We start from the raw sequence: 24,794 nt of genomic DNA, 5'->3' as shown, positions 1-24,794 counted from the left end.
CGCGCCCCCCCCCCGGGGGGGGGGCCCGGGCCCTTCGCCGTACCCGCCGCCGTCCACCGCGGCACATCGGCCGGTCGCGGAACCGCCGGCACCGGTGCGCGCGACCTTTCCATGAGAACCGAACGGCATGGAAAGGGGGACGGCGATGAGCCAGGTGCTCTACGGGGAACGGTCACGCAACCCGTTGGCGCGGACCGTGGAACTCAGCGAGGGCCGGCTGCGCAGAGGCGGCCGGACCACACCGCTCGACGAGCTGAACCTCGGCGCCATGGCCGATGCCTACCTGCGCGGCTGCTGGCTCGGCGGCGGCGGCACCGAACGCCCCCTGGACCGGCTGCCGCAGGGCCCCGGCATCGTCCCGGTCACCCGCGTGACCGGCAGCACCGTGCCCCTGAAGGCGCGCCGGGCCGCCGACTTCGCCCGCGCACTGGGCGAACTGGCGGTACGCCGGTGCGGCGGGCCCGACCAGGTCGCCGCCCTCGCCGCGCGGGCGCACGCCGAGGGCGTACCGCTGTGGATGGCGCGCCGGTACGCGCCGGGCCCCGCCGGACCGGTGGCCGTCGCCGTGGACCGGCGCCTGGTGCGCGTGGACGTCTGGGGTCCGCACGCCCCCGCCGTGCGGCTCAGGGCGCCGTACGGCCTCCGGGACGACTCCACCGCCCCGGACCAGGGCCTGCTCATGACCGTCGGTGACGTCACCGCGCGGCTCGTCCTGCAGAAGAAGCTCCGCAAGTCCAAGAGCAGCGTCGAGATACACCTGCCCGACCGGCAGTGGACGCTGCGGCGCGACACCGCGATGAGCTCGTGGCTGCTCCGCGACGACCGACGGGTCGCGCATCTGACCCGTCCGCCGCGGCGCTCGACGCCCGCGCCCGGCACCCTGCTGCTGCCGCTGGCGGCCGTGCGTCACGAGAGCCCCGACCCGCTGGACGCCGTCATGGCCCACGCGGTCGCCGTCTCCTTCGGTCTCGGCGACACCACCGGCCTGGCCAGGTTCCGCACCGCCCGCCGCTCCCGCGAGACGGAGCCCTGGGACGGCCCCTGGTTCAGCAACCTCGGCACCGGCCGCGACGACAACGAGCCCGGCGGCGGCGACGGCTGGGGCAGCGACGGCGGGGACGCCGGCGACGGCGGCGGTGGCGGTGGCGGCGGCGACGGGGGTGGCGGCGACGGAGGCGGCGGCGGGGGAGGCGGCGGCGACTAGGCGGCGCACCGCGGCCCGGGCGGACCGTCGCGCTGCCCGGGACCCACAGTCCTGCCTGCGCCAGGAAAAGCGGGTGACACGGCCCCAAAGCCGACCTACCGTCGGAACGCCTCAAATGATCATCCAGCAAAGGGAGTTCGCGATGAGAACGCCTCGCACGGCGCTGGCCGTGGCCGTGATCGCCGCCACCACCCTCGCCCTCGCCGCACCCGCCCTGGCCGCACCCGCCCTGGCCGCCGAGCGGGCCACCGCCTCGGCCTCCACCGCCTCCTCCGCGTCCACGGCCTGGGCCACGGACGACCCGAGCGACCTCAGGGTCGCCATCGTCCAGCTCATGTCCCTGCCGTACGCCGGTTCGGAAGTGAAGACCAAGGGCCGGGAGGCCCTGAACGGCACCGTCGACGACATGCGCGCGTTCCTCGACACCGGCTACCGCCTCGCGCAGGCCCAGGACGACCGCGTCGCCCTCGTCCAGCTCATGTCCAGGCCCGAGACGACTCCCGAGGTGCGCGAGGCCGCCTACCGGACCCTGCGAACCGGCGACCCCGAGGAGATGCGCTGGTTCCTGTCGGTCGGCCAGTACGAGATCAACGGCTAGCTGTATTGGTCACGAGGGCCACCGCCTCCGCGATGTCAGTGGCGTCCTTTACCTTCGGGGCATGTCGATCACCGCACAACTGCGCGACTCGGTGACGCTGCCGGGTGGGGGCGCGCTGGTCAACGGCTTCGCGTTCGAGGGCCGAGGGGACGGCCCGCGCCGCGCCCTCCTGCGCAACGGCCACGAGCTGGAGGTCTACGACCTGCGCGAGCTGTTCGCGGGGGAACGCGCGCCGACGGCCGTCTTCCCCCTTCCCTGGCCCCGGTGGGAGCACGGTGTCCACTCGGTGAGCCCCGACGGCACGTTCGCGGTGTTCTCCGGACAGCGCTCGGTACGGGCCATGAGCGCGGGCGGGGAGACGCTCTGGGAGTACCGGCACGGCTGCTGGGGCCCCGAGCTGGACCACCCGCACACGGGGGACGAGCAGGAAGTGTGCCGCGGTCTGGAGCACGGATCCTGCCGGGTCTCGGACGACGGCCGGCTCGTGTGGGCGCACGTCGTGGCCGAACCGGAGCCGGGCGGCTGGCAGGAACGCTGGGTCGTCCTGGACGCCCGGAACGGAAGGGAGGTGGCGTGGCTGCCGCTGGACAGCGCGGCGGCCGGTTCGCACCACCTCTCCCACCCGGACGGCGTCCACATGGGGCTGAGCATCGGCATGGGCCAGGACGGCATCCTGCTGCACTGGGCACGCTGGGACGGCGAGAAGCTGACGAGCTGGGACCTGAACGAGGGCCTGGACCGCATCCTCGTGGACGTCCACGAGGACCGCCCCGGCTTCCTGACGGTCGAACACTACGGAGCGGACCTGCGCCTGCACGCCCTCGACGGCACCGTGATCGCCGAACAGGAGCCCGAGCCGGCCGACGACGAGGACCCGCCCTGCTGGGACTACTCCTGCGGCTTCGTCGACGCCGACACCGTCATCGCCACCACGGTCGACTCCGACGAGGACCTGGAACACGCCCGCCACTGGCTGCTCGACGCCGACACCCTGCGCATACGCGGGACGGTGACCTACCCGGCGGGCCCCGTCGACAGCTACGTCCGCCCCCTCGGCGACGGAACCTGGCTCACGTACGACGACACGACCGACACACTCAACCGCTGGACGCAGGCGCCTCTCCGGCACACCTGAGCCGGAGAGACACCCCCGACCTCACCATGCCTTCGTGCGCTCGAAATCCGTGATGTTGATCTTCACGTCGGCCGTCTTGAGGGTGGTGGGGGACTCGCCCGTCGCGATCTGCCCGGGCTGCACGTTGGTGGCGAGCTCGGTGGAGTTGTACAGGCGGGTGCCGTCGGCTCCGACAGCCTCCCACTCCCACGTGTAGTCGGACTTCTCCGAACTCTGGTTCTTGATGGTCCAGGTGACCCAGATGTCCTCGAAGCCGGCCTGTGAACGGTCATCGATCTTGAAGCTGACGAGGTCGTCGCGTTCGTCACCCTCCGCTTCGGTCCGTTTTTCCTGCTGCCGCTCGGTTGCGTCGTCCGTCTGCTGCCGCTCTTCGACGCGTGTGTCCTCGGTCGGGGCCGAGGGGGAGCTGTCGTCCTCGGTGGTGCAACCGCCGAGGGCCAGGCCGCCGACCGCAATCACTGCCGTCAGGGCGGCAATGACACCGTGCCTTGCCATGGTGTGCTCCTTTGGCTCATATGTCTGGTATAAGCCTGTTTGGAGCGCAGTCAAGGTCCTTCTCGTCGCGCCCGGCGCCGGTTCAGAGTTCCGTCGGTTCCAGTGCGCCCAGTTGGGTCATCAGGCCGAGGCGGTCGTACTGCCACCAGCCCTCGACGATCTTGCCGTTGGTGCCGAAGCGGAAGATGGTCGTGCCGGTCATGGAGACCTTCCTGCCCGTCGGCGGGATGCCGAGGAAGTCGCCCTTGTGGGTCCCCTCCCAGCTCCACCGGGTGCACACCCGGTCCCCCTGGGCGATCTGGTCCTCGATGCGGACCGAGAAGTCGAAGCCGCCGCGCCACACGTCCATCTCGCGCCGCAGGTGGTCGAGTCCGATGACGTCCTGCTCGTTCGCCGGATCGTGGTCGTGGTAGTGCTCCTCGACCAGGCCCGTCATCGGCGACAGATCGTCCTCGGTGGCCAGCACCTCGAAGAACCGCCGCGCGGCGTCCGTGTTCAGCTGGGCGTCCCGCGCCACGTCCAGGTCGGTGAAGGTGGGCATCTCGTCGCAGAGCGCCACCATCTGCCGGAAGATCCGGTCGGTCTCCGGGAGCTGCGAGTTGCGCATCGCCTCCTCGTACGACGGGAACTCCACGATCTCCACGACGTGCGCCGCGTCCGAGCGGTCCTTGCCGACCACCGCGTGCGTCGCCGTCCGCTTCCCCCTGGTCTGCTCGACCCACTGGTCCATGAGCCGGTCCATTTCCTCGAACCGGCTGGTCCTGCAGTCGATGAGCTGTACGAAGGTCATGACGCCACCTCCGGCCCCCCTGGTCCGGGTCCTGTCAGCACCCATTTTCCTCCGCGGCGCGGGCTCCGGCCCGCTGTGGGCCCGGGGCCGCCCTCACACCGTCACTGCGGCCCGTACTTGCGTCCCGTACGTGAGGAGAGCCCGCCCAGCAGCCCCCGCGGGACCAGCTTCGCCGCGCCCATCAGCGCCTTGTAGCGGGGATCCGGGATCGACACCGACTTGCCCCGGGCCAGGTCCGCGAGCGCCTCCGCCGCGACCTTGTCCGCGTCGAGCCACATCCACTTCGGGATGTTGTCCGTCCCCATCCCGGCCCGCTGGTGGAACTCCGTGCGCACGAAGCCGGGGCACAGCGCCATCAGCCGTACGCCGCTGTCCGCGAGGTCCCGGGCCGCGCCCTGCGTGAACTGCACGACCCACGCCTTGGACGCCCCGTACGTGCCGCGCGGCACGAACGCCGCCACCGAGGCGACGTTCACGACACCTCCGCGGCCGCGTTCCCGCATCGCCTCGGCCGCCGCCGACGTCAGCCGGAGCACCGCCTCGCAGTGCACCTTGAGCATCCTCAGCTCGTCGGCCATGGAGACGTCGAGGTAACGGCCCTTGTTGCCGAAGCCGGCGTTGTTGACCAGCAGGTCGACGGGGTTCTTGCGGTCACCGAGCCGTTCGGCCACCGACTCGATGCCCTTGTCGTCGGCCAGGTCGGCGGTCAGCACCTCCGCCTCGATGCCGTGGCGGTCGTGCAGCTCGGTGGCCTGTTCGCGCAGCCGGCCGGTGTCGCGGGCCACCAGCACCAGGTCGTGTCCGTCGGCCGCCAGCCGCCGCGCGAACGCGGCACCGATCCCAGCCGTCGATCCCGTAATCAGAGCCGTTGTCATGGCGCAAGAGTAGTTACCCGGACCAGAGGCTCCGGCCTGCGTACCGGGCCGTCAGACCGCCGAGCCCGTCCCGTACTTCTCCACGTACGCCCGTGCCACCGCCAGCGCCTCCGAATGCAGCGCCTCGCCCGCCTCCAGCAACCGGGGCAGCAGCGTCCGCTCCGTCGTCACCGCGCGGAACTGCAGCGCGACCGTCACCTCGTGGTCCGGCCGGTGCACGATCCGCACCGGATCCCCCGCGCGTATCGCCCCGGGCCGGATCACCCGCAGATACGCCCCCGGCGCGGCCCGCTGCGTGAACCGCTTCACCCAGCCCTTCTCACCCATGTGGCCCTGGAACGTGCGACACGGGATGCGCCCGGAGGTGATCTCCAGCAGCACCTCGTCCCCGACGGCCCAGCGCTCACCGATCAACGCGCCGGACACGTCGATCCCCGTGGTGGTGAGGTTCTCGCCGAACGAGCCGTTCGCCAGCGTCCGCCCCAGCGTGCGCTCCCACTCGTCGAGGTCCTCGCGCGCCATGGCGTACACCGCCTGCTCGTCGCCGCCGTGGTGCCGCGTCTCGCACACGGCGTCCCCCTCCAGCCCGCTCGCACCGAACCCCTTGGGCCCCGGCGCCGCCACCCGCACCGGACCGTCCACCGGCCGCTTGTCGATCCCGCTCACACCGTCGCGATGGTCCGTGTACGGCACGGCCCGGGCGCTCCCCAGGTTCACAGACAGAAGCTTCATGCCTCGCACGGTAGGCGATGGAGATCAAAGCGTCGACGCATTATTCGCCACCCGGTCAAAGGACGGCTTATCCTTGCGTGTGTGATCGAAGCCCGTCATCTCCGCGTGCTGCGCGCCGTGGCCACCACCGGTTCCTTCTCCGCGGCCGCCCGCGAACTGGGCTGCACCCAGCCCGCCGTCAGCCAGCAGATGAAGGCGCTGGAGGCGTCCGTCGGCACGCCCCTGCTCATCCGCAGCGGCCGCGAGATGCGCCTGACCCAGGCCGGAGAGGCCCTGGTCCGGCACGCCACGGGAATCCTCGCCGGACTGACCGCCGCCGAGGAGGAGGTCGCCGCCATCGCCGGGCTGCGCGCGGGCCGGGTCCGCCTCGTCTCCTTCCCCAGCGGCAGCTCCACCCTCGTCCCGACGGCCCTCGCCGCACTGCGCGAGGCCCACCCGGGCACCCAGGTCTCCCTGGAGGAGGCCGAGCCGCCCCGCTCCGTGGAGATGCTGCGCGAGGGCGACTGCGACGTGGCCCTCGCGTTCCGTTATGAGGGGGCGGCGGGCGCCGAGGAGTGGGACGACCTCGTCGTACGGCCGCTGCTGACGGACCGGCTGGTGGGGCTGGTGCCGGAGCGGCACCGGCTCGCGCGCGCGGAGTCCGTGGCCATCGGTGAACTCGCGGAAGAGCCGTGGATCGCGGGCTGCCCGCGCTGCCGCGGCCAGTTGGTCGAGGTGTGCGAAACGGCCGGCTTCACCCCGCGCATCGACTTCGCCACCGACGACTATCCGGCGGTCGTCGGACTGGTCGGCGCCGGCCTGGGGGTCGCGGTCCTGCCCCAGCTGGCCGTCGAGTCGGTACGGCCCCGGGGCGTGCGCACGGTGGCACTGGAGCCGGCGGTACGGCGGGAGATCGTCGCGCTCACCCTCCCCGACCTCGCGCAGGTGCCCGCGGTCAGCGCGACGCTGGAGAAGCTCGCCACAACTGCCGGACGGTGAGCTGCCGGGGCCGGTGACCTGCTCGGCGGTGGTCTGTCGAGGGGTGGACTGCCCGGCGACGGTCTGTCGAGGGGGTGGACTGCTCGGGGGTGGTCTGTCGAGGGGTGACCTGCTCGGCGGTGGTCCGTCGGGAGGGTGGGCTGCTCGGCGGTGGTCCGTCGGGAGGGTGGGCTGCTCGGCGGTGGTCTGTCGAGAGGGTGGGCTGCTCGGGGGTGTTCGGTCGAGAGGGCGGGCTGCTCGGCGGTGGTCTGCCGGTGCGCGGCCGTGCCGGGCGTCGGCCTGCCGGGCGGCCGGTGGCCGGGATGTCGGGGGCCTGTCTGACGCGCCTTCTGGCGCGCACCCGCGCACCGCAGGGCGCGCGGCCCGTGCCCGCGCGCGCCCCTGTGCGTGCCCTCACTCCGTGAAGAAACGTTCCTTCAGTTGTTCGAGGCGGCGTGCCCGGCGCCGGCTGACGCCGACACCAGCCGGTGGCGCGCCCGCCCCATCAGCTCTTCGCGCTCGTCCTCGGTCAGTCCGCCCCACACGCCGTACGGCTCACGTACCGCCAGCGCGTGTGCGGCGCACTCGGCGCGCACCGGGCACCTCATGCAGACCTCTTTGGCCGAGTTCTCGCGAGCACTCCGAGCCGCACCACGCTCGCCCTCGGGGTGGAAGAAGAGGGAGCTGTCCACCCCGCGGCAGGCAGCCAGGAGCTGCCAGTCCCACAGGTCCGCGTTCGGTCCGGGAAGGCGGGAGAAATCTGCCATTGCGTGACCCCTTGTAGCCGTTCTGGGCGGATCCGGTGTCCACGACCGTACAACTACGATCCAAGGAGATGAAAATATGACTCATTGCGAATCTAGCCCCGGACACCAACAAAGGGGAAGAAAAGGGGCTGAATGGGGCATGGGTTGTGATGAAAGTTCGGGGGTCCGCGGTGCATGTCTGCACCGTGTCCGTCTCCTCACGTAGAGTGCCGAAGATGGCAGACGGCCCCGTAACTCTTTCGAGTGACCGTCGTTGAGAGTGCGAGGCGGTTGAAGGAACCAGCGCTCGGGCGGGCGTCCGAGACGGTCGACCGCACAGGTGACGATTTCGTACCAGCCTGGAGGCTCAAGGTGACGCGCATCAGCTGCGGAGGGCGGCCATGACTTCCGTCCTCGTCTGCGACGACTCCCCGCTTGCCCGAGAGGCGCTCCGCCGCGCGGTCGCGACCGTGCCCGGCGTCGAGCGCGTGACGACGGCTGCCAACGGCGAGGAAGTCCTCCGCCGCTGGGGAGCCGACCGCTCGGACCTGATTCTGATGGACGTACGCATGCCCGGCCTGGGCGGCGTCGAGACGGTCCGGCGACTGCTGTCCGCCGACCCCGGTGCGCGCATCATCATGCTCACCGTCGCCGAGGACCTCGACGGCGTGGCGCTCGCGGTGGCCGCCGGTGCCCGTGGCTACCTGCACAAGGACGCCTCCCGCGCGGAGCTGCGGGCCACGGTGACGCAGGCGCTCGCCGACCCGACCTGGCGGCTCGCCCCGCGCCGGCTGCGCTCCGCCGAGATGGGGGCCGCGCCGACGCTCACCGCGCGTGAGATCCAGGTCCTCGAGGGCATGAGCCACGGACGCTCCAACGCCGAGATCGGCCGCGAGCTGTTCCTCTCCGAGGACACCGTCAAGACGCACGCGCGGCGGCTGTTCAAGAAACTCGGCGCGTCGGACCGGGCCCACGCGGTGGCGCTCGGCTTCCGCTGGGGCCTCGTGCGCTAGGGCCGTACGCCCGGATCATGCCGGATCACGCCGGGTGACGAGCAGGGGCCGGTGTTCCCGCATCGCGGGACGGCGGCGGGAGCCGGGGCACAGCCCCGGAAACCCCCACCGGCGCCCGGCGCCCGGCGGCCCGGCACGGAGCCGGATCTGCGGGCCCGGCCCGGTCCGAGCTGCACCGGCGGCCGGCGGCCCGGCACGGAACCGGACCTGCGGGTTCGGCCCGGTCCGAACGGCAGGCTTCGGGTGCGTTCCACGACGGACCGCCGCCCTCGCCCCGACGCATCGGCATCACGAGCCGACCGACGAGCGAGGGCCCGCGAACTCCTCCGCCGGGCGGCCCACAGCCGCGCACGTACGCAACCCCGGGCACGACCGCCGACGCCGCGTACCCGCACGGCCGGCGCGGCTGCGAGATCCGCGAACCGGCGGGGCGTGCGGTCGGCCGGCGCGACCGCGCGCGGACCGGAAGGGCGGACCGCCGGTGATCCGGGATGCAAAAACCCGGCATCCGCCGCGCCCGGGGCGTGGAAACCCCCGGTCACCGGCGTGTCGGCGGCCGTCGACAGGTGCCCGCTGCTCGTTTCGTCGCGGATGCCGCATCCTTGAGGTGTGGAGTTCCTCGGGGACGAGTCGGTCGAGCGGAAGGGGAGGGCGCAGGGGATGAGTTCCGGCGCACCTGCTCATAACGCTTCGGTGCACAACCAGGGACACGGTGCCGCGGACCCGACGTCCGCAGGGCACCATGGACCGATGCGCGACGACGAGGCGGGCACTGCCCAAGGGGCGATCGGTGCGCTCGTCCATCGCGCCGTCGACGGAGACGAGCAGGCCACGCACGATCTGCTCGCCCACGTCCACCCCCTCGCCCTGCGCTACTGCCGCACCCGGCTGTCCCGGCTCCCCGGCGACGCCCGGCACTTCGTCGAGGACCTCGCCCAGGAGGTCTGCGTCGCCGTGCTCCTCGCCCTGCCCCGCTACAAGGACACCGGCCGGCCCTTCGAGGCGTTCATCTTCGCCATCGCCTCCCACAAGGTCGCCGACCTGCAGCGCGCGGCGATGCGCCACCCCGGCTCCACCGCCGTGCCCTCCGACGAGATGCCCGAGCGGCCCGACGACTCCCTCGGCCCCGAGGAGCGCGCCCTGCTCAGCAGCGACGCCGAATGGGCCAAGAAACTCCTCGCCAGCCTGCCCGAGAACCAGCGCGAGCTGATCCTGCTCCGCATCGCCGTGGGCCTCACCGCGGAGGAGACTGGACAGATGTTGGGAATGTCACCCGGCGCCGTCCGAGTGGCGCAGCACCGCGCGCTCAGCCGACTGCGCGCCCTGGCGGAGCAGTAACGCCCGCCGCACCGCCGCCCCTTCGGCGGAGGAACGGCCACTCAGCCGTTCCCGTACGAACATACGAAGCCCGGAGCCGTGCGAAACCGTGGAATGAGACACCCGCGCTTCCCGTTAGCATGGACATCCGCACCGATCAAGGCCATTTGGGGAAGGTGTCATGACTGCCAACGTCGACGGAGTGCCCGGTAAATTCGCGACACTCGGGCTGACCTACGACGACGTGCTGCTGCTGCCGGGCCCGTCGGACATGGCGCCCGACGAGATCGACACCGCCTCGTACGTCTCCAAGAACGTCCGGGTCAACATCCCGCTGCTGTCCGCCGCCATGGACAAGGTCACCGAGTCGCGCATGGCGATCGCGATGGCCCGCCAGGGCGGCGTCGGTGTCCTGCACCGCAACCTGTCGATCGAGGACCAGGCCAACCAGGTCGACCTGGTGAAGCGCTCCGAGTCCGGCATGGTCACCGACCCCATCACCATCCACCCGGACGCCACGCTCGCCGAGGCCGACGCCCTGTGCGCCAAGTTCCGCATCAGCGGCGTCCCGGTCACCGACGGCAACAAGAAGCTGCTCGGCATCGTCACCAACCGCGACATGGCCTTCGAGACCGACCGCACGCGTCAGGTGCGCGAGGTCATGACGCCGATGCCGCTCGTCACCGGCAAGGTCGGCATCTCCGGCGCGGAGGCCATGGAGCTGCTGCGCCGCCACAAGATCGAGAAGCTTCCGCTGGTCGACGACCACGGCGTCCTCAAGGGCCTGATCACGGTCAAGGACTTCGTGAAGGCCGAGAAGTACCCGAACGCCGCCAAGGACGCCGAGGGCCGGCTGCTCGTCGGTGCCGCGGTCGGTGTCGCCGGTGACGCCTTCGAGCGCGCCCAGGCACTGATCGAGGCGGGCGTCGACTTCATCGTCGTCGACACCGCGCACGGCCACTCCCGGCTGGTCGGCGACATGGTCGCCAAGATCAAGTCGAACTCGTCCGGCGTCGACGTCATCGGCGGCAACGTCGCCACGCGCGACGGCGCCAAGGCCCTGGTCGACGCGGGCTGCGACGGCATCAAGGTCGGTGTCGGCCCCGGCTCCATCTGCACCACGCGCGTCGTCGCCGGCGTCGGCGTCCCGCAGGTCACCGCGATCTACGAAGCCGCCCTCGCCGCCAAGGAGGCCGGTGTCCCGGTCATCGGCGACGGCGGTCTGCAGTACTCCGGCGACATCGCCAAGGCGCTGGTCGCAGGCGCCGACACGGTGATGCTCGGCTCGCTGCTCGCGGGCTGCGAGGAGTCCCCGGGCGAGCTGATGTTCATCAACGGCAAGCAGTTCAAGTCGTACCGCGGCATGGGGTCGCTCGGCGCCATGCAGACCCGCGGCGACCGCAAGTCGTTCTCCAAGGACCGCTACTTCCAGGAGGGCGTCGCCTCCGACGAGCAGCTCGTCCCCGAGGGCATCGAGGGCCAGGTGCCCTACCGCGGCCCGCTCTCCTCGGTCGTCCACCAGCTGGTCGGCGGCCTGCGCCAGTCGATGTTCTACGTCGGCGGCCGCACCGTGCCCGAGCTCCAGGACAACGGGCGCTTCGTACGGATCACCTCCGCGGGTCTGAAGGAGAGCCACCCGCACGACATCCAGATGACGGTCGAGGCGCCGAACTACAGCCGCAAGTAGACGGCGGGCTTCCCGAGGGCGGCTTCCCGGGCATCCGGGGCCGCCCTCGCCGTACGTCCGGGGCGGTACCCGCCGCGGCCGTCGGGGATACTGGAAGGCGCTGCAACGCATCAGGGAAAGGCCACAGACGTGACTGAGATCGAGATCGGGCGCGGCAAGCGCGGCCGCCGGGCGTACGCCTTCGACGACATCGCCGTCGTCCCCAGCCGCCGTACGCGGGACCCGAAGGAGGTCTCGATCGCCTGGCAGATCGACGCCTACCGCTTCGAGCTGCCGTTCCTGGCCGCCCCCATGGACTCGGTCGTCTCGCCGGCCACCGCGATCCGCATCGGCGAGCTCGGCGGCCTCGGCGTGCTGAACCTCGAAGGCCTGTGGACCCGCCACGAGGACCCGCAGCCGCTGCTGGACGAGATCGTCGGCCTGCCCGCCGAGGCGGCCACCCGGCGCCTCCAGGAGATCTACGCCGCTCCCATCAAGGAGGAGCTGATCGGGCAGCGCATCAAGGAGGTGCGCGACTCGGGCGTGGTCACCGCCGCCGCGCTCTCCCCGCAGCGCACCGCCCAGTTCTCCAAGGCCGTCGTCGACGCGGGCGTGGACATCTTCGTCATCCGCGGTACGACGGTCTCGGCCGAGCACGTCTCCAGTGCGCACGAGCCGCTGAACCTGAAGCAGTTCATCTACGAACTCGACGTCCCGGTGATCGTCGGCGGCTGCGCCACCTACACCGCCGCCCTGCACCTGATGCGCACCGGCGCGGCCGGTGTGCTGGTCGGCTTCGGCGGCGGCGCCGCGCACACCACGCGCAACGTGCTGGGCATCCAGGTCCCGATGGCCACCGCGGTCGCCGACGTGGCCGCCGCCCGCCGCGACTACATGGACGAGTCCGGCGGCCGATACGTGCACGTCATCGCGGACGGCGGTGTCGGCTGGTCCGGCGACCTGCCCAAGGCGATCGCGTGCGGCGCCGACGCCGTGATGATGGGCTCGCCGCTCGCCCGCGCGACCGACGGTCCCGGCAAGGGCAACCACTGGGGCATGGAGGCCGTCAACGAGGAGCTGCCGCGCGGCCAGAAGGTCGACCTCGGCACGGTGGGCACGCTGGAGGAGATCCTCACCGGCCCGTCCCACACCCCCGACGGCTCGATGAACCTCTTCGGCGCCCTGCGCCGCGCGATGGCCACCACCGGCTACAGCGAGCTGAAGGAGTTCCAGCGCGTCGAGGTGACGGTCGCCGACTCGCAGCACCGGCGATAGGGACTGCGCGGGCTTCGACACGACACAAAGGGGCCGGTCACCTGGTGAGGTGACCGGCCCCTTTCGCGTGTCCGGGGGCGCGGAGGGGCGCCCGTGGCAGTCGGGGGGCGCGCGGTTGTCCTGGGGCCCGATCCGCGCTGGTCCACCCGTGTGAGGCCGCTCGTGTCCTGGTCAGCGCCCCAGTTCTTGGGCCCCCTTCCGAGGACACGGTCCGGACCCCGCCCTCGGGGCCCGGCCCGATTCCGACGGACCGTCCACCGGGCTGCTGGGCGGTGTCGTGGAAGGGGGCGCCCATGGGACGCCACCGCAGGCCCACTCGCTGGGATCGGATCCGTCTGTGGACGGTGAAGTGCCGGAGGAGGTGGATCTTGCGGATTCTCGGATGGTGAGCGGCCGCCCCCACGAAGACCAGGCGCGGACACCCGTGCACCATCGTGGAGCCTGCCGCAGTGGCCCCTGCGGTGGGCTCCTCCTGGCCCCTGCCGTACTGGCGCGGTCCTTCCGCCACCACCAACCCCCGTGCCACGGCGGCCCGCCGCGCGCCCCCTCACAACCGGTGCGCCGCCCCCGTAGGAGTAGCCCCTCGCGTGTCCAGCAGCAGCTGGGCCTTCACCGACAGGCCCTGGAGGTCGTACGTGCGGTGCTGCTGGAGCAGGATCGTCAGGTCGGCGTCGGCGGCGGCCTCGTAGAGGGAGTCCGCGCGCGGAACGGGACGGTCGAGGACGTGCCAGGTCGGTACGTGCGGGTCGTGGTAGCTGACGGACGCCCCCAGCTCCATCAGCCGGATCGCCACCTCGTGCGCGGGGCTGCCCTGCTCGTCGGCCAGGTCGGCCTTGTAGGTGACGCCGAGGAGGAGGACGCGTGCGCCGCGCGCCGACTTGCCGTGCTCGTTGAGGAGGGCCGCGGCGCGCTGGACGACGTAGTGCGGCATCCGGCCGTTGACCTGCTGGGCGAGTTCCGCCATGCGCAGGGTGCGGCCCGCGTGGGCGGTCAGGTCCTGGGGGACGGAGTGGCCGCCGACGCCGGGGCCGGGGCGGAACGCCTGGAAGCCGAAGGGTTTGGTCTCCGCGCAGCGGATGACGTCCCACAGGTCGATGCCCAGGTCGTGGCAGAGGGCGGCCATCTCGTTGACGAGAGCGATGTTGACGTGCCGGAAGTTGGCCTCCAGGAGCTGTACGGTCTCCGCCTCACGCGGGCCGCGCGCGCGGACGACCTTGTCGGTGATGCGCCCGTAGAAGGCGGCGGCCGACTCGGTGCAGGCGGAGGTGAGGCCGCCGATGACCTTCGGGGTGTTGGCCGGGGTGAAGTCACGGTTGCCGGGGTCGACGCGACTGGGGGAGTAGGCGAGGTGGAAATCGCGGCCCGCGCGCAGGCCGGATCCCGACTCGAGCAGGCGCAGCAGCGGGCCCTCCGTCGTCCCCGGGGGCGCCGGGGACTCGAGGATCACCGTGGTGTGCGGGCGCAGCTGCGCGGCGAGGGTGCGGGCGGCCGTCTCCACCAGGCCGAGATCGAGCCCTCCGTCCGCGGCGCGTGGGGTCGGGGCGCAGATGACGGCGGTGCGCACCCGGCCGAGCTCGGCGGGATGGGCGGTCGTACGGAAGCCCTGCGCGAGCATGCGGCGCTGCTCGGCGGCGCTGAGCGAGCCCGCCTCGGGGCCGGTCCGGTAGCCGATGGTCGGGATGCCGGCGGCGACGGCGGCCTGGGCCAGGGGCAGTCCGTACGGGCCGAGTCCGATGACGGCGAGATCTGCGGGCATGGCGTGGGCCGTCCTTCCCATTAACCGGAGTGCGACAGGTGCGCAAGCGCTGTGGACTGGACAGGCGAGCGCAATGTCAGACTAGGAGTAAATATGACCGATATGCGGGATTGATCGGTTGAGTTTCGGTGAGTCGTACCGGGGAGTTGTCCACAGGCTGGGAGCGCGTGGTGGCTGAAGTCGGGCAACCCGGTCAGAATTTGGGCATGAGGGTGGGGGACCGGGCTACGCCCGACGGGTGCGGCCGACGCGACCGATGAGCGGGAGGCAGCGGTGAGGACAGCGACACTGGGGCCGGCGCAGCGTGCCGAAGCACTCGCGTCCATGGCCGAGCACGAACTCGACGTGCTGGTCGTGGGCGGCGGCGTCGTCGGCGCGGGCACCGCGCTCGACGCCGTCACGCGCGGCCTGTCCACGGGGCTGGTCGAGGCGCGGGACTGGGCGTCGGGCACGTCCAGCCGGTCCAGCAAACTGATCCACGGCGGCCTGCGCTATCTGGAGATGCTCGACTTCGCCCTGGTCCGAGAGGCGTTGAAGGAGCGCGGCCTGCTGCTGGAAAGGCTCGCGCCCCACCTGGTCCGGCCGGTGCCGTTCCTGTACCCGTTGCAGCACCAGGGCTGGGAGCGGCTCTACGCCGGAGCGGGCGTCGCGCTCTACGACGCCATGGCGATGGCCCGCGGACACGGGCGGGGCCTGCCCGTGCACCGGCACCTGAGCCGCCGTCACGCCCTGCGCGTGGCCCCGTGCCTGAAGAAGGACGCGCTGGTCGGGGCCCTGCAGTACTACGACGCCCAGATGGACGACGCCCGGTTCGTCGCCACCCTCGTGCGCACGGCCGCGGCGTACGGCGCGCGGGTCGCCAACCGTGCGCGGGTGACGGGTTTCCTGCGCGAGGGCGAACGCGTGGTCGGCGCCCGCGTGCAGGACGTCGAGGGCGGCGGCGAGTACGAGGTGCGCGCCAAACAGGTCGTCAACGCCACCGGTGTGTGGACCGACGACACCCAGGCGATGGTCGGCGAGCGGGGCCGGTTCCACGTACGGGCCTCGAAGGGCATCCACCTCGTCGTCCCCAAGGACCGCATCCACTCCACGACCGGGCTCATCCTGCGCACCGAGAAGTCCGTACTGTTCGTCATCCCCTGGGGCCGGCACTGGATCGTCGGCACCACGGACACCGACTGGGACCTCGACAAGGCGCACCCGGCCGCCTCCAGCGCGGACATCGACTATCTGCTGGAACACGTCAACTCGGTGCTCGCGGTGCCGCTGACCAGGGACGACGTCGAGGGCGTCTACGCCGGCCTGCGGCCGCTGCTCGCCGGCGAGTCGGACGCCACGAGCAAGCTGTCCCGCGAGCACACCGTGGCGCATCCCGTGCCCGGCCTCGTCGTGGTGGCGGGCGGCAAGTACACGACGTACCGGGTGATGGCCAAGGACGCGGTGGACGCGGCCGTCCACGGACTCGACCTGCGCGTCGCCGACTGCGTCACCGAGGACACGCCGCTGGTGGGTGCCGAGGGCTACTGGGCGCTGTGGAACGGGCGGGCGCGCACCGCCGCGCGCACCGGACTGCACACGGCACGCGTGGAGCACCTGCTGCACCGGTACGGCGCGATGGCCGAGGAGGTCCTGGACCTCATCGCCGCAGACCCCTCGCTCGGCGAACCGCTGCAGGCCGCCGACGACTACCTGCGCGCCGAGATCACCTACGCCGCCTCCCACGAGGGGGCGCGGCACCTGGACGACGTGCTGACCCGGCGCACCCGCATCTCCATCGAGACGTTCGACCGGGGCACGCGCAGCGCCCGGGAGGCCGCCGAGCTGATGGCGCCGGTGCTGGGCTGGGACGAGGACCGGATAAAGCGCGAGGTGCAGCACTACGAGAAGCGGGTGGAGGCCGAGCGCGAGTCCCAGCGGCAGCCCGACGACCTGACGGCGGACGCGGCACGGCTCGGGGCGCCGGACATCGTGCCGCGGTAGCCGCCACGGCCCGAGGCCCCGCCAGGAACGAGCACCACGGCGAATCACTCGAACGAGTGGCGGACAGTGGGATCTGTGTTCGGAACCCGGTCGTTCTACGCAGTGCGAGGGCAGAACTCGGCGGCGAGCACCGCGGATTCGAGACCGGGATCCGCAATCGCGTCCGTGTTCACCCGGAAGGTGAGGACATGCCGGCCGTCGACGGTGGCTGCGGTGCGCACGTAGCTGCCGGCGATGCGACCGTTGTGCCCCCACACCGTGGTGCCGCACGGAAGCTCCACGGGGAACAGGCCCATGCCGTACGAGCCGTGTGCGGTACGGGTGCCGAGCATCTCGCGCATCCGGCGCGGGGGCAGCAGTTCGCCGCCGAGCAGGGCCGCGTAGAAGCGGTCCAGGTCGGCGAGCGTCGTCACCAACTCGCCCGCGGCGCCGGCCACCCGCGGGTCGAGCCGGGTGACGTCGGTCCCGTCGGCGGCGTAGGAGCGGCCGTGCGGCCGGGGCAGCCGAGTGCGGGAGCCGGGGAAGGAGGTGTGCGCGAGACGCAGCGGATCGATGATGCGCCGCTCGGCCTCGTCGGCGTACGAGCGGCCGGTGACCTGCTCGACGACCATGCCGAGCAGTACGTAGTTGGTGTTCGAGTAGAGGAAGCGGCCGCGTGGGGCCGGGGAGTGGGTGAGGGCGATGTTCAGGGCCTGAAGCGGAGTGACCGGGAGGGTGCCCTTGGTGTCCGCGGAGAAGTCACGAAGGCCGCTGGTGTGGGTCAGCAGGGAACGCAGGGTCAGCGCGCGCCCGTCGTTGCCCGCTCCCCGCACCAGACCCGGCAGATGCTCCTCCACGGTGTCGTCGAGCGACAGGCGGCCCTCGTCGGCCAGTTGGAGGACGACCGTCGCGACGAACGTCTTGGTGATGCTGCCGGCGCGGAAGTGGTCGGCGCGCGCGATGCCCGGACCGGCCTGGGCGTAGCGGACGCCGGCCTCCTCCACCGCCAGCAGCGCCGCGGCGGGAGCACCACCACGCGTCACCAGCAGCGGAAGGAGGGCGTCCGCGGACGGGGCGGCCGGCGCCGAGGAAGCGGTCGGGGACAGCCCGAGCAGAGCGAGAGAGAGGGGAATGGCCAGTAGTGTCCGAAGTGGCGGCATCCCTGCTCCTCCCGTGTCGAGGGGCCCATGATGCAGGGCGGGTCGGGCAGCGCCTCATCCGGGCTCCGTGTGCGCCGGGCCGGGCCGCCTGAGGCACCCTGGGCGTGGAGCACTTGTCGGGTGAGGGACAATGAAGGCTCTGTCAGGGCGGGTTGCATGAGGGGACGCATGTCGGAGGCGGAGCGGGCGGGGACATCCCGTCAGGACAAGAGCGCACGTCTCCTCGCCGGGCGCTACCGGCTGGGAGATGTGCTCGGCCGCGGCGGCATGGGGACGGTGTGGCGCGCCGAGGACGAAACCCTCGGACGGACCGTCGCCGTCAAGGAGCTCCGCTTCCCGTCCAGCATCGACGAGGACGAGAAGCGGCGCCTGATCACTCGGACGCTGCGCGAGGCCAAGGCCATCGCGCGGATCCGCAACAACAGCGCCGTGACCGTCTTCGACGTCGTGCAGGAGGACGACCGGCCCTGGATCGTGATGGAACTCGTCGAGGGCAAGTCGCTCGCCGAGGTCATCCGCGAGGACGGACTGCTGGAGCCGCGGCGCGCCGCCGAGGTGGGCCTCGCCGTGCTCGACGTGCTGCGCTCCGCGCACCGGGAGGGCATCCTCCACCGCGACGTGAAGCCGTCGAACGTGCTGATCGCCGAGGACGGCCGGGTCGTGCTCACCGACTTCGGCATCGCCCAGGTCGAGGGCGACCCCTCCATCACCTCGACCGGCATGCTCGTCGGCGCCCCCTCCTACATCTCCCCCGAACGGGCCCGCGGCCACAAGCCGGGACCCGCGGCCGACCTGTGGTCGCTCGGCGGGCTGCTGTACGCGGCGGTGGAGGGCACACCGCCGTACGACAAGGGGTCCGCGATCGCCACGCTCACCGCGGTGATGACCGAACCGCTGGAGGAGCCGAAGAACGCGGGACCGCTCAGGGACGTCATCCACGGGCTGCTCACCAAGGACCCCGCCCAGCGGCTCGACGACGCCGGCGCCCGGGCCATGCTGAACGCCGTCCTCCACGCGCCCGAGGGGGCGGGCGGGCACGAGCCGGCGGACGCCACGAAGGTCGTGCCGCTGCCCGAGCAGCCCGGAGGCCGACGGGGCGAGGAGGCCGGGGAGAGGCTGCGCGGAGCGTTGCGTTCCGTGCGGAAGGCGGCAGCGGCCGCCGGCGCGGCCGGCGCCGCGGCCCGCACCAAGTCCGGCAACACCACAAACGCTCCGGAGCCCGGAACGGCCGCCGGAACCTCCCGGACTGCGGCGACACCCTCCGGCGCGCGGACGGGCGCGGCACCGGCCTCCGCGCCGGCGAACGGCGCCCACCCGCGGACGGGTGCCGGGGCCGCGGGCCGGAACGCGGCTTCGGGCGGGCGCAGTTCGGGGTGGCCGGTGATGACACCGCCGGACCTGCCGCCGCGGCCCGCGCCGCGGGCGCCGCTGACGGACGTGGTGCCCCGCCGGACGCTGATCGCCATCGCCGTGATCGTGGTGCTCGCCGTGCTCGGCACCGTGTTGGCCCTCGCGCTCGGTGACGACGGGGACACCAACGGGGCCAAGGGCGGCGGTGAGCGGACCGCCACCGGCCGGACCGCGAGTGCCGACACCAGGAACGACGAGAACGACGGCACCCGCGCCGACGGCACGGCGAGCGCACCGGCCGACGCCGGCACGGCAACCGGATCGGCCCCGGCCGGCCCGGGCGCGGGCACCGACGGCTCGGAGGACTCGGCCCCGGACGACTCCGCCGGGGACGACGCCGCGCAGGACGGCGGTGCCGCGGTGGCGAAGACCCACAAGGGCGGCCAGGGATACTCGATCGGGCTGCCCAAGGGGTGGAAGTACCGGTCGACGGGCGCCGCAGGTGACCGGTTCACCGGGCCCAACGGGCAGAAGCTGCTCATCGGCTGGACGACCACGCCGAAGGACGACCCGGTCGCGGACTGGAAGAACCAGGAACGCTCCATGGTGCGTTCGCAGTACGAGCGGATCCGCATCGAGGCGGTGGAATACCGCGGCTGGAACACGGCCGACTGGGAGTTCACCTACGTGGAAAGCGGGACCAAGTACCGGTCCATCGACCGGGGCACGGTGGTCAACGACCGCCTCGGGTACGGGCTGATGTACACGGCCAAGGCCGCCGCATGGGGCGGTGAGCAGCGCAAGGACACCTGGCGGACGCTGACGAAGACGTTCGAGCCGAAGTCCTGAGCATGACCGGCCCCAGGAATGGGGAGTGGAAAGTGGCATCCCCTCTCTGCGGGTTGCCTCCGGCACGTATCGTGAGTATGTGCGGACCGTGCGCAGCCGGAACGGCCCGCTGGACGAACGGAACTGACCGACCGTAGTGCCGGGGGAGGCAACGTGGACGACTACGCGGGACGGGTTCTCGCCGACCGCTACCGCCTGCCCCTCCCGCCCTCCGACGAGTACGAACTCACCGAGAGCCGCGCCTTCGACACCTACAGCGGGCAGGAAGTGCTGATCCGGCAGGTTCCGTTGCCGGAGGTCGTCGAGGCCGAGGTGCTCGACGCCGAAGGGCTGCCCGACGGCTTCACCGCCCGCGACGGCAGCGCCCGGCGGGGCGGTTACGGAGCGGCGTCCGCGCGCGGAGGCACCCGGCGGCCCGCCGACCCGGTCGTGCGGCGCGCGGTCGAGGCAGCGCAGGCGGCGGCCGCCATTCCCGACCATCCGCGTCTGGACCAGGTCTTCGACGTGTTCGCGGACGGCGGTTCGCTGTGGATCGTCAGTGAACTCGTCGCCGCCCGGCCGCTGGCCGCCCTGCTCGCCGAGGAGCCGCTCTCCCCGTACCGGGCGGCGGAGGTCGCCGCCGACGTCCTGACGGCGCTGCGGGTCCTGCACTCCTACGGCTGGGTGCACCGCAACATCACCGCCCGCACGGTCCTCGTCTGCGACGACGGCCGGGTGATGCTGACCGGGCTCGCGGTGGGCGCGGCGGAAGAGGCCCTGTGCGGCTACGACCCGGTACCGGCCCCGGACGAGGAGCCGGGCCAGGGACCGGGCCAGGCACCGGCGCAGGATCCGGGGCCGGGCGGAGCGGCGGCCGGTGCGCTCGAGCCGCTGAGCCCGGCCGGGCCGGCCCCGGGTTCCATGGACGACGGCCACGGGCCCTCCTGGCCGCCCGGCTTCACCGCGGACTCCGATCCCGATGCCGCCCGGCGGGCCGCCATCGAGGCACGCGCCGGCCGGCTGCCCGGCGGCGCGGCGGGCGCACCCGGCGGCCTCACGCCCGCGGCGGCCCCGCGCGCCCTCGACAGCGCGGGGGACGTGCGGGCGGCCCGGGCGGGCGCGATCGCGGCGTACCGGGCGGGCGCCCGTGCCGCGGCCCGCGTGCAGGAGGCGCAGCAGAGCGGCCGTACCGCCCTGCCCGGCGCACGGCCCGCACCCGAGGGCGACGGCGCGGCGGGCACCGGAGCCGGACCGGTACCGCCGGGACGGGTGGCCGACCCCTACGGGGTGGGCGCCGCCGGGTACCACGGTGCCGGCACGGGAGCCGGGACCGGCGGGCGTGCCGACGCCACCGGCCCCGAGGGTCCCGGAGGAGCAGGAGCGCGCGGGGCGCTCGAAGCGCACGGTGCCGCGCACCAGGCCGTCCCGCGGGCGCGTTGGGACGACCTCGTGGCGCACGCGCCGGCGCGGCGCGGACCGACCACCGCGTTGGCCGCGGAGCGGGCGCGGCAGGCACGCATGGCCGTCGTCGGCCCCGTGACCGAGCGCTGGGCGCCGGAGCAGGCCGGACCCGTGCACGAGAACTGGCAGCTGGCCGCGCCGATCGGCCCCGCCACCGACCTCTGGGCGCTGGGCGCGCTGCTGTTCCGGGCCGTCCAGGGCCACGCGCCCTACCCGGAGGAGTCGACGGCCGAGCTGGTGCAGATGGTGTGCGCCGAGCCGCCCGCGTTCGCCGAGGAGTGCGGGCCGCTCCGGCCGGTCGTGGAGTCGCTGCTGCGCCAGGACCCCACCGAACGCCCGGACTTCGAGGAGCTGCGCGGCTGGCTGCGTTCCCTGGTGCGGTCGGCGCCCGAACCCGAGGCGGGCGTGCACGTGATAGCGGCACCGCCCGTCGACGCCGGCCGACTGCCCGTCATACGACGCCGGGGCGAGCTGGTGCGCAGGCGGCGGGCCGGGCTGCCCGCCCACCACGGGCGGCACAAGCGGGCCCGGAAGGAAACGGAATCCCCGCGCCGACTGGGCCGATCCCTGCTCCTGCTGGTGCTGCTCGCCATGGCGGCGGCCATCGCCTACGCGGTGCTGTTCATGCCGAAGGCCGGCGAGGAGACCTCCGGGACGGCCGGTTCCGCCGACCGGACCGGATCCGCCGGCGAGGTCAGCGAGGCACCGGCCCCGCCGGACACCGGCGGTGAGCCGGACGGCGGGCAGAACCCGCCGCACACCGACGGCAGCCCCGAGGAGTCGGCGGCGTCCACCGAGACCCAGACCACCGTCCCCGAGGTCGCCGACGGCTTCACCCTGCGCAAGGACCCCGAGGGCTTCCGGATCGCCGTCGCCGAGGGCTGGCAGCGCACCGCGAAGAACGGCAGCGGCCAGGTCGTGTACGCCGACGGCGACTTCGAGCTCATCGTCGTCCCCGGCCGCGACAGCGCGCAGCGCTACGGCAGCGACCCCATGGCCTACCAGCGGGACGCCGAGCGCGAGTTGCAGCCCTACCGCGACTCCAGCTGGGCCACGTCCACCGGCCTGAAGACCATCGAGGTGGGCGGACGCTCCATGGCCGAGGGCCAGTTCACCTGGACCGGCGACGCTGGCGAGCTGTACGTCCGCAACCTCGCGGCGCTGATCGACGGCCGCTACCACGTCGTGCAGGTACGCGGACCGGAATCCGAACGGGACCGGGTCTCCCGGCTGTTCGAGCAGGCGTCGGCTACCTACCAGTACACGGGCTGAACCGGACGCCCCGCCTCCGACTGAACCGGATGCAGTTCCTCCGTCCGGACCGGATGCTGTTTCTCCGTCCGATCCGGATGCTGTGCCTCCGTCCGGACCGGACGCCGTTCCTCCGTTCCAGCCGGACGCCGTACGGCTGGTTCAACCGGAGTGCGTACCACCGGCCTTGCCGGCCTCCGGAACGCCTGGCGGCTCGTCGGCACCACGCGATCGCAGGCGTTGTGGTTGCCTCGCGCCGCGTACAGCGACAACCATCACAGTGCGGTCTCCATGGCACGCCCTCGGTTCCCAGGAACGGCCGGGATACTTACGCTGACCCTGTCAAGACCATTGCGGGGCAACGTGAATCAGATGCAGGGCTCGCTCGTCGCGGGCCGCTACCGGCTCGGGGACTCCATCGGCAGCGGTGGCATGGGCCGTGTGTGGCGTGCGCACGATGAAGTGCTGCACCGGGCCGTCGCGATCAAGGAACTGACCGCGGCGCTCTACGTCTCCGACAGCGAACAGGCCACGCTGCTGGCGCGCACCCGCGCCGAGGCGCGCGCGGCCGCGCGGATCAACCACTCCGCCGTCGTCACCGTGCACGACGTGCTGGAGCACGACGGCCGGCCGTGGATCGTGATGGAACTGGTCGAGGGCCGTTCGCTGGCCGACGCGGTGCGCGAGCAGGAACGCGTCGACCCCCGCGAGGCCGCCCGCATCGGCCTGTGGGTGCTGCGCGCGCTGCGCGCCGCCCACGCCGCCGGCGTACTGCACCGGGACGTCAAGCCCGGCAACGTTCTCCTCGGCCGGGACGGCCGGGTGCTGCTCACCGACTTCGGCATCGCGCAGATCGACGGCGACACCGCCATCACCCGCACCGGAGAGGTGGTCGGCTCGGTCGACTACCTCGCGCCCGAGCGGGTCCGCGGCCACGACCCCGGCCCGTCCTCCGACCTGTGGGCGCTCGGCGCGACGCTGTACACGGCGGTCGAGGGCAGATCGCCGTTCCGCCGCACCTCGCCCCTGACCACCATGCAGGCGGTCGTCGAGGAGGAGGCCGAGGAACCGCGGCACGCCGGCCCGCTCGCGCCCGTCATCAGCGCGCTCCTGCGCAAGGATCCCGCCACCCGGCCCGACGCCGAGCGGACCGAGCAGATGCTCGCCGAGGCGGCGGAGGGCCGCCGTCCGCCCGCCGCACAGGAGTACGTGCCGACCCAGGCCGTCGACGCGCACGTGCCATTGCCGCGCGAGACCGGGCCGCAGAGCCCTCCGACGGCCGCCGCGCACCACGGATATCCGCAGAGCAGCGGTCCGACGGCCGTGCAGACGCCGTACGGGCCGCCTTCCGGACCGGTCCGCCGCCGCACGCGCGGGCGGATGATCGCGCTGGTCACCGTCCTGGCCGCGCTCATCGGCGGGGGAACCGCGGTCGTCCTCCACCAGTGGGACCAGGACGGCGGCACCACGGTCGGCCCCTCACCGACACCCACGACCACACCCACGACCGGCCCCACGAGGACGGACGGGACCGACGCGGCCGGCGGCCTGCCCGAGGGCTGGGTGCGCCGTACCGACCCCTACGGGTTCACCATCGTGCTGCCCGGGGAGAACTGGCAGCGCGTGGTCTTCGACGAGGCGACCCGGCAGGTCGACTACACGCCGGACGGCGGCAAGCACTTCATCCGCGTCGCCGCCGACGACTCGCCCGACTTCGACGACCCGTACGAGCACCTGAGCGACATCGACCAGCAGATCGGGCAGCGGCTGGTCGACTACCGGCGGGTGGGCCTGGAACGCCGCGTCTACCGCGACCGCGACAGCGCGCGGCTGGAGTACAGCTGGACGGCGCTGGCCAAGGACACGGAGTTCCCGGGGCCGTACCGGGCGATCGACCAGATGTACATCTCGCGGGACGGCGTCGAGTACGCCATCTACATGGCCTCACCGGCCGCCGACTGGGCCACCACACGCGAACAGTTCGAGACAGTGCTGCAGGGCTGGCGCGAACCCTGACGCGTCCCGGCGCGACCCCTGATGCGGCCCGCGCGAGCCCTTCCGCGTCCGGCGCGAACCCTGATGTGGGCTGCGCGAGCCCTTCCGCGTCCGGTGCGAACTCTGATGTGGCCTGCGCGGCCCCTGACGGGTCCGGTGCGGGCCCTGAAGGGTCTGACGGGTCCGGTGCGAGCCCTGACGGGTCTGACCGGTCCGGTGCGAGCGCTGACG

19 protein-coding genes are annotated in these 24,794 nt (G+C 72.7%); 12 read left to right on the top strand and 7 right to left on the bottom strand.

Annotated features, from left to right (window positions below):
- Positions 1-145 precede the first annotated feature (145 nt).
- The 3 genes from FGW31_RS13325 (at position 146) to FGW31_RS13315 (ending at position 2,937) form a co-directional block, all read left to right on the top strand.
- On the top strand, positions 146-1,204 hold the full coding sequence (locus tag FGW31_RS13325; protein ID WP_142193640.1) for a hypothetical protein: 1,059 nt from the start codon (positions 146-148) through the stop codon (positions 1,202-1,204).
- 142 nt (positions 1,205-1,346) lie between these two features.
- Positions 1,347-1,802 carry an ALF repeat-containing protein gene (locus FGW31_RS13320; RefSeq protein WP_142193639.1) on the top strand — a complete coding sequence of 152 codons (456 nt, stop codon included), beginning with the start codon at positions 1,347-1,349 and terminating at the stop codon, positions 1,800-1,802.
- A 61-nt stretch (positions 1,803-1,863) separates the two neighbouring features.
- Entirely contained in the window at positions 1,864-2,937 is a 1,074-nt protein-coding gene (locus tag FGW31_RS13315) for a hypothetical protein (RefSeq protein WP_142193638.1), read from the top strand.
- Positions 2,938-2,958: 21 nt separating this feature from the next.
- On the opposite strand, the gene FGW31_RS13310 is transcribed toward FGW31_RS13315, so the two are convergent.
- The 4 genes from FGW31_RS13310 to FGW31_RS13295 form a co-directional block, all read right to left on the bottom strand.
- Positions 2,959-3,432 carry a hypothetical protein gene (locus FGW31_RS13310; protein WP_142193637.1) on the bottom strand — a complete coding sequence of 158 codons (474 nt, stop codon included), beginning with the start codon at positions 3,430-3,432 and terminating at the stop codon, positions 2,959-2,961.
- 82 nt (positions 3,433-3,514) lie between these two features.
- A complete protein-coding gene (locus tag FGW31_RS13305; protein ID WP_142193636.1) occupies positions 3,515-4,222 on the bottom strand; it encodes an ester cyclase in 708 nt (235 codons plus the stop codon).
- A 101-nt stretch (positions 4,223-4,323) separates the two neighbouring features.
- Positions 4,324-5,097 carry an SDR family NAD(P)-dependent oxidoreductase gene (locus tag FGW31_RS13300; RefSeq protein ID WP_142193635.1) on the bottom strand — a complete coding sequence of 258 codons (774 nt, stop codon included), beginning with the start codon at positions 5,095-5,097 and terminating at the stop codon, positions 4,324-4,326.
- Positions 5,098-5,148: 51 nt separating this feature from the next.
- On the bottom strand, positions 5,149-5,829 hold the full coding sequence (locus FGW31_RS13295; RefSeq protein WP_142193634.1) for an MOSC domain-containing protein: 681 nt from the start codon (positions 5,827-5,829) through the stop codon (positions 5,149-5,151).
- Positions 5,830-5,910: 81 nt separating this feature from the next.
- Between FGW31_RS13295 and FGW31_RS13290 the strand changes: the two genes are divergently transcribed.
- A complete protein-coding gene (locus FGW31_RS13290; RefSeq protein WP_142193633.1) occupies positions 5,911-6,807 on the top strand; it encodes a LysR family transcriptional regulator in 897 nt (298 codons plus the stop codon).
- A gap of 416 nt (positions 6,808-7,223) precedes the next feature.
- Here FGW31_RS13290 and FGW31_RS13285 read toward each other — a convergent pair whose 3' ends face one another.
- Positions 7,224-7,553: a WhiB family transcriptional regulator gene (locus tag FGW31_RS13285; protein ID WP_142193632.1), complete on the bottom strand. Its 330-nt coding sequence runs from the start codon at positions 7,551-7,553 to the stop codon at positions 7,224-7,226.
- A 380-nt stretch (positions 7,554-7,933) separates the two neighbouring features.
- On the opposite strand from FGW31_RS13285, the gene FGW31_RS13280 reads away from it, so the two are divergent.
- The 4 genes from FGW31_RS13280 (at position 7,934) to FGW31_RS13265 (ending at position 12,803) form a co-directional block, all read left to right on the top strand.
- Entirely contained in the window at positions 7,934-8,545 is a 612-nt protein-coding gene (locus FGW31_RS13280; protein WP_003948568.1) for a response regulator transcription factor, read from the top strand.
- 750 nt (positions 8,546-9,295) lie between these two features.
- A complete protein-coding gene (locus tag FGW31_RS13275; RefSeq protein WP_006130726.1) occupies positions 9,296-9,883 on the top strand; it encodes a sigma-70 family RNA polymerase sigma factor in 588 nt (195 codons plus the stop codon).
- A 160-nt stretch (positions 9,884-10,043) separates the two neighbouring features.
- Positions 10,044-11,549, top strand: a complete 1,506-nt coding sequence (gene guaB, locus FGW31_RS13270) for an IMP dehydrogenase (RefSeq protein WP_142193631.1) — start codon at positions 10,044-10,046, stop codon at positions 11,547-11,549.
- 129 nt (positions 11,550-11,678) lie between these two features.
- On the top strand, positions 11,679-12,803 hold the full coding sequence (locus tag FGW31_RS13265; protein ID WP_142193630.1) for a GuaB3 family IMP dehydrogenase-related protein: 1,125 nt from the start codon (positions 11,679-11,681) through the stop codon (positions 12,801-12,803).
- A gap of 547 nt (positions 12,804-13,350) precedes the next feature.
- Here the strand turns inward: FGW31_RS13265 and FGW31_RS13260 are convergent.
- Positions 13,351-14,559 carry a nucleotide sugar dehydrogenase gene (locus FGW31_RS13260; RefSeq protein ID WP_142193629.1) on the bottom strand — a complete coding sequence of 403 codons (1,209 nt, stop codon included), beginning with the start codon at positions 14,557-14,559 and terminating at the stop codon, positions 13,351-13,353.
- A 273-nt stretch (positions 14,560-14,832) separates the two neighbouring features.
- Between FGW31_RS13260 and FGW31_RS13255 the strand changes: the two genes are divergently transcribed.
- A complete protein-coding gene (locus tag FGW31_RS13255) occupies positions 14,833-16,539 on the top strand; it encodes a glycerol-3-phosphate dehydrogenase/oxidase (RefSeq protein ID WP_142193628.1) in 1,707 nt (568 codons plus the stop codon).
- A gap of 95 nt (positions 16,540-16,634) precedes the next feature.
- On the opposite strand, the gene FGW31_RS13250 is transcribed toward FGW31_RS13255, so the two are convergent.
- Positions 16,635-17,678 carry a serine hydrolase domain-containing protein gene (locus FGW31_RS13250; RefSeq protein ID WP_142193627.1) on the bottom strand — a complete coding sequence of 348 codons (1,044 nt, stop codon included), beginning with the start codon at positions 17,676-17,678 and terminating at the stop codon, positions 16,635-16,637.
- Positions 17,679-17,846: 168 nt separating this feature from the next.
- Between FGW31_RS13250 and FGW31_RS13245 the strand changes: the two genes are divergently transcribed.
- From FGW31_RS13245 to FGW31_RS13235, 3 genes are all read left to right on the top strand, one after another.
- Positions 17,847-19,877, top strand: a complete 2,031-nt coding sequence (locus FGW31_RS13245; RefSeq protein ID WP_142193626.1) for a serine/threonine-protein kinase — start codon at positions 17,847-17,849, stop codon at positions 19,875-19,877.
- Positions 19,878-20,030: 153 nt separating this feature from the next.
- Positions 20,031-22,589 carry a protein kinase gene (locus tag FGW31_RS13240; RefSeq protein ID WP_142193625.1) on the top strand — a complete coding sequence of 853 codons (2,559 nt, stop codon included), beginning with the start codon at positions 20,031-20,033 and terminating at the stop codon, positions 22,587-22,589.
- 351 nt (positions 22,590-22,940) lie between these two features.
- Positions 22,941-24,584 (top strand): serine/threonine-protein kinase, encoded by a 1,644-nt coding sequence (locus FGW31_RS13235; protein ID WP_142193624.1) that lies wholly within the window; start codon positions 22,941-22,943, stop codon positions 24,582-24,584.
- Positions 24,585-24,794: the final 210 nt, after the last annotated feature.

Source organism: Streptomyces calvus (genome assembly GCF_006782915.1).
In the GTDB taxonomy this organism is placed as follows: Bacteria; Actinomycetota; Actinomycetes; order Streptomycetales; family Streptomycetaceae; genus Streptomyces; species Streptomyces calvus.
Note: the sequence above shows the minus strand (reverse complement) of the source record. Positions and strands in the feature narration are given on the sequence as shown.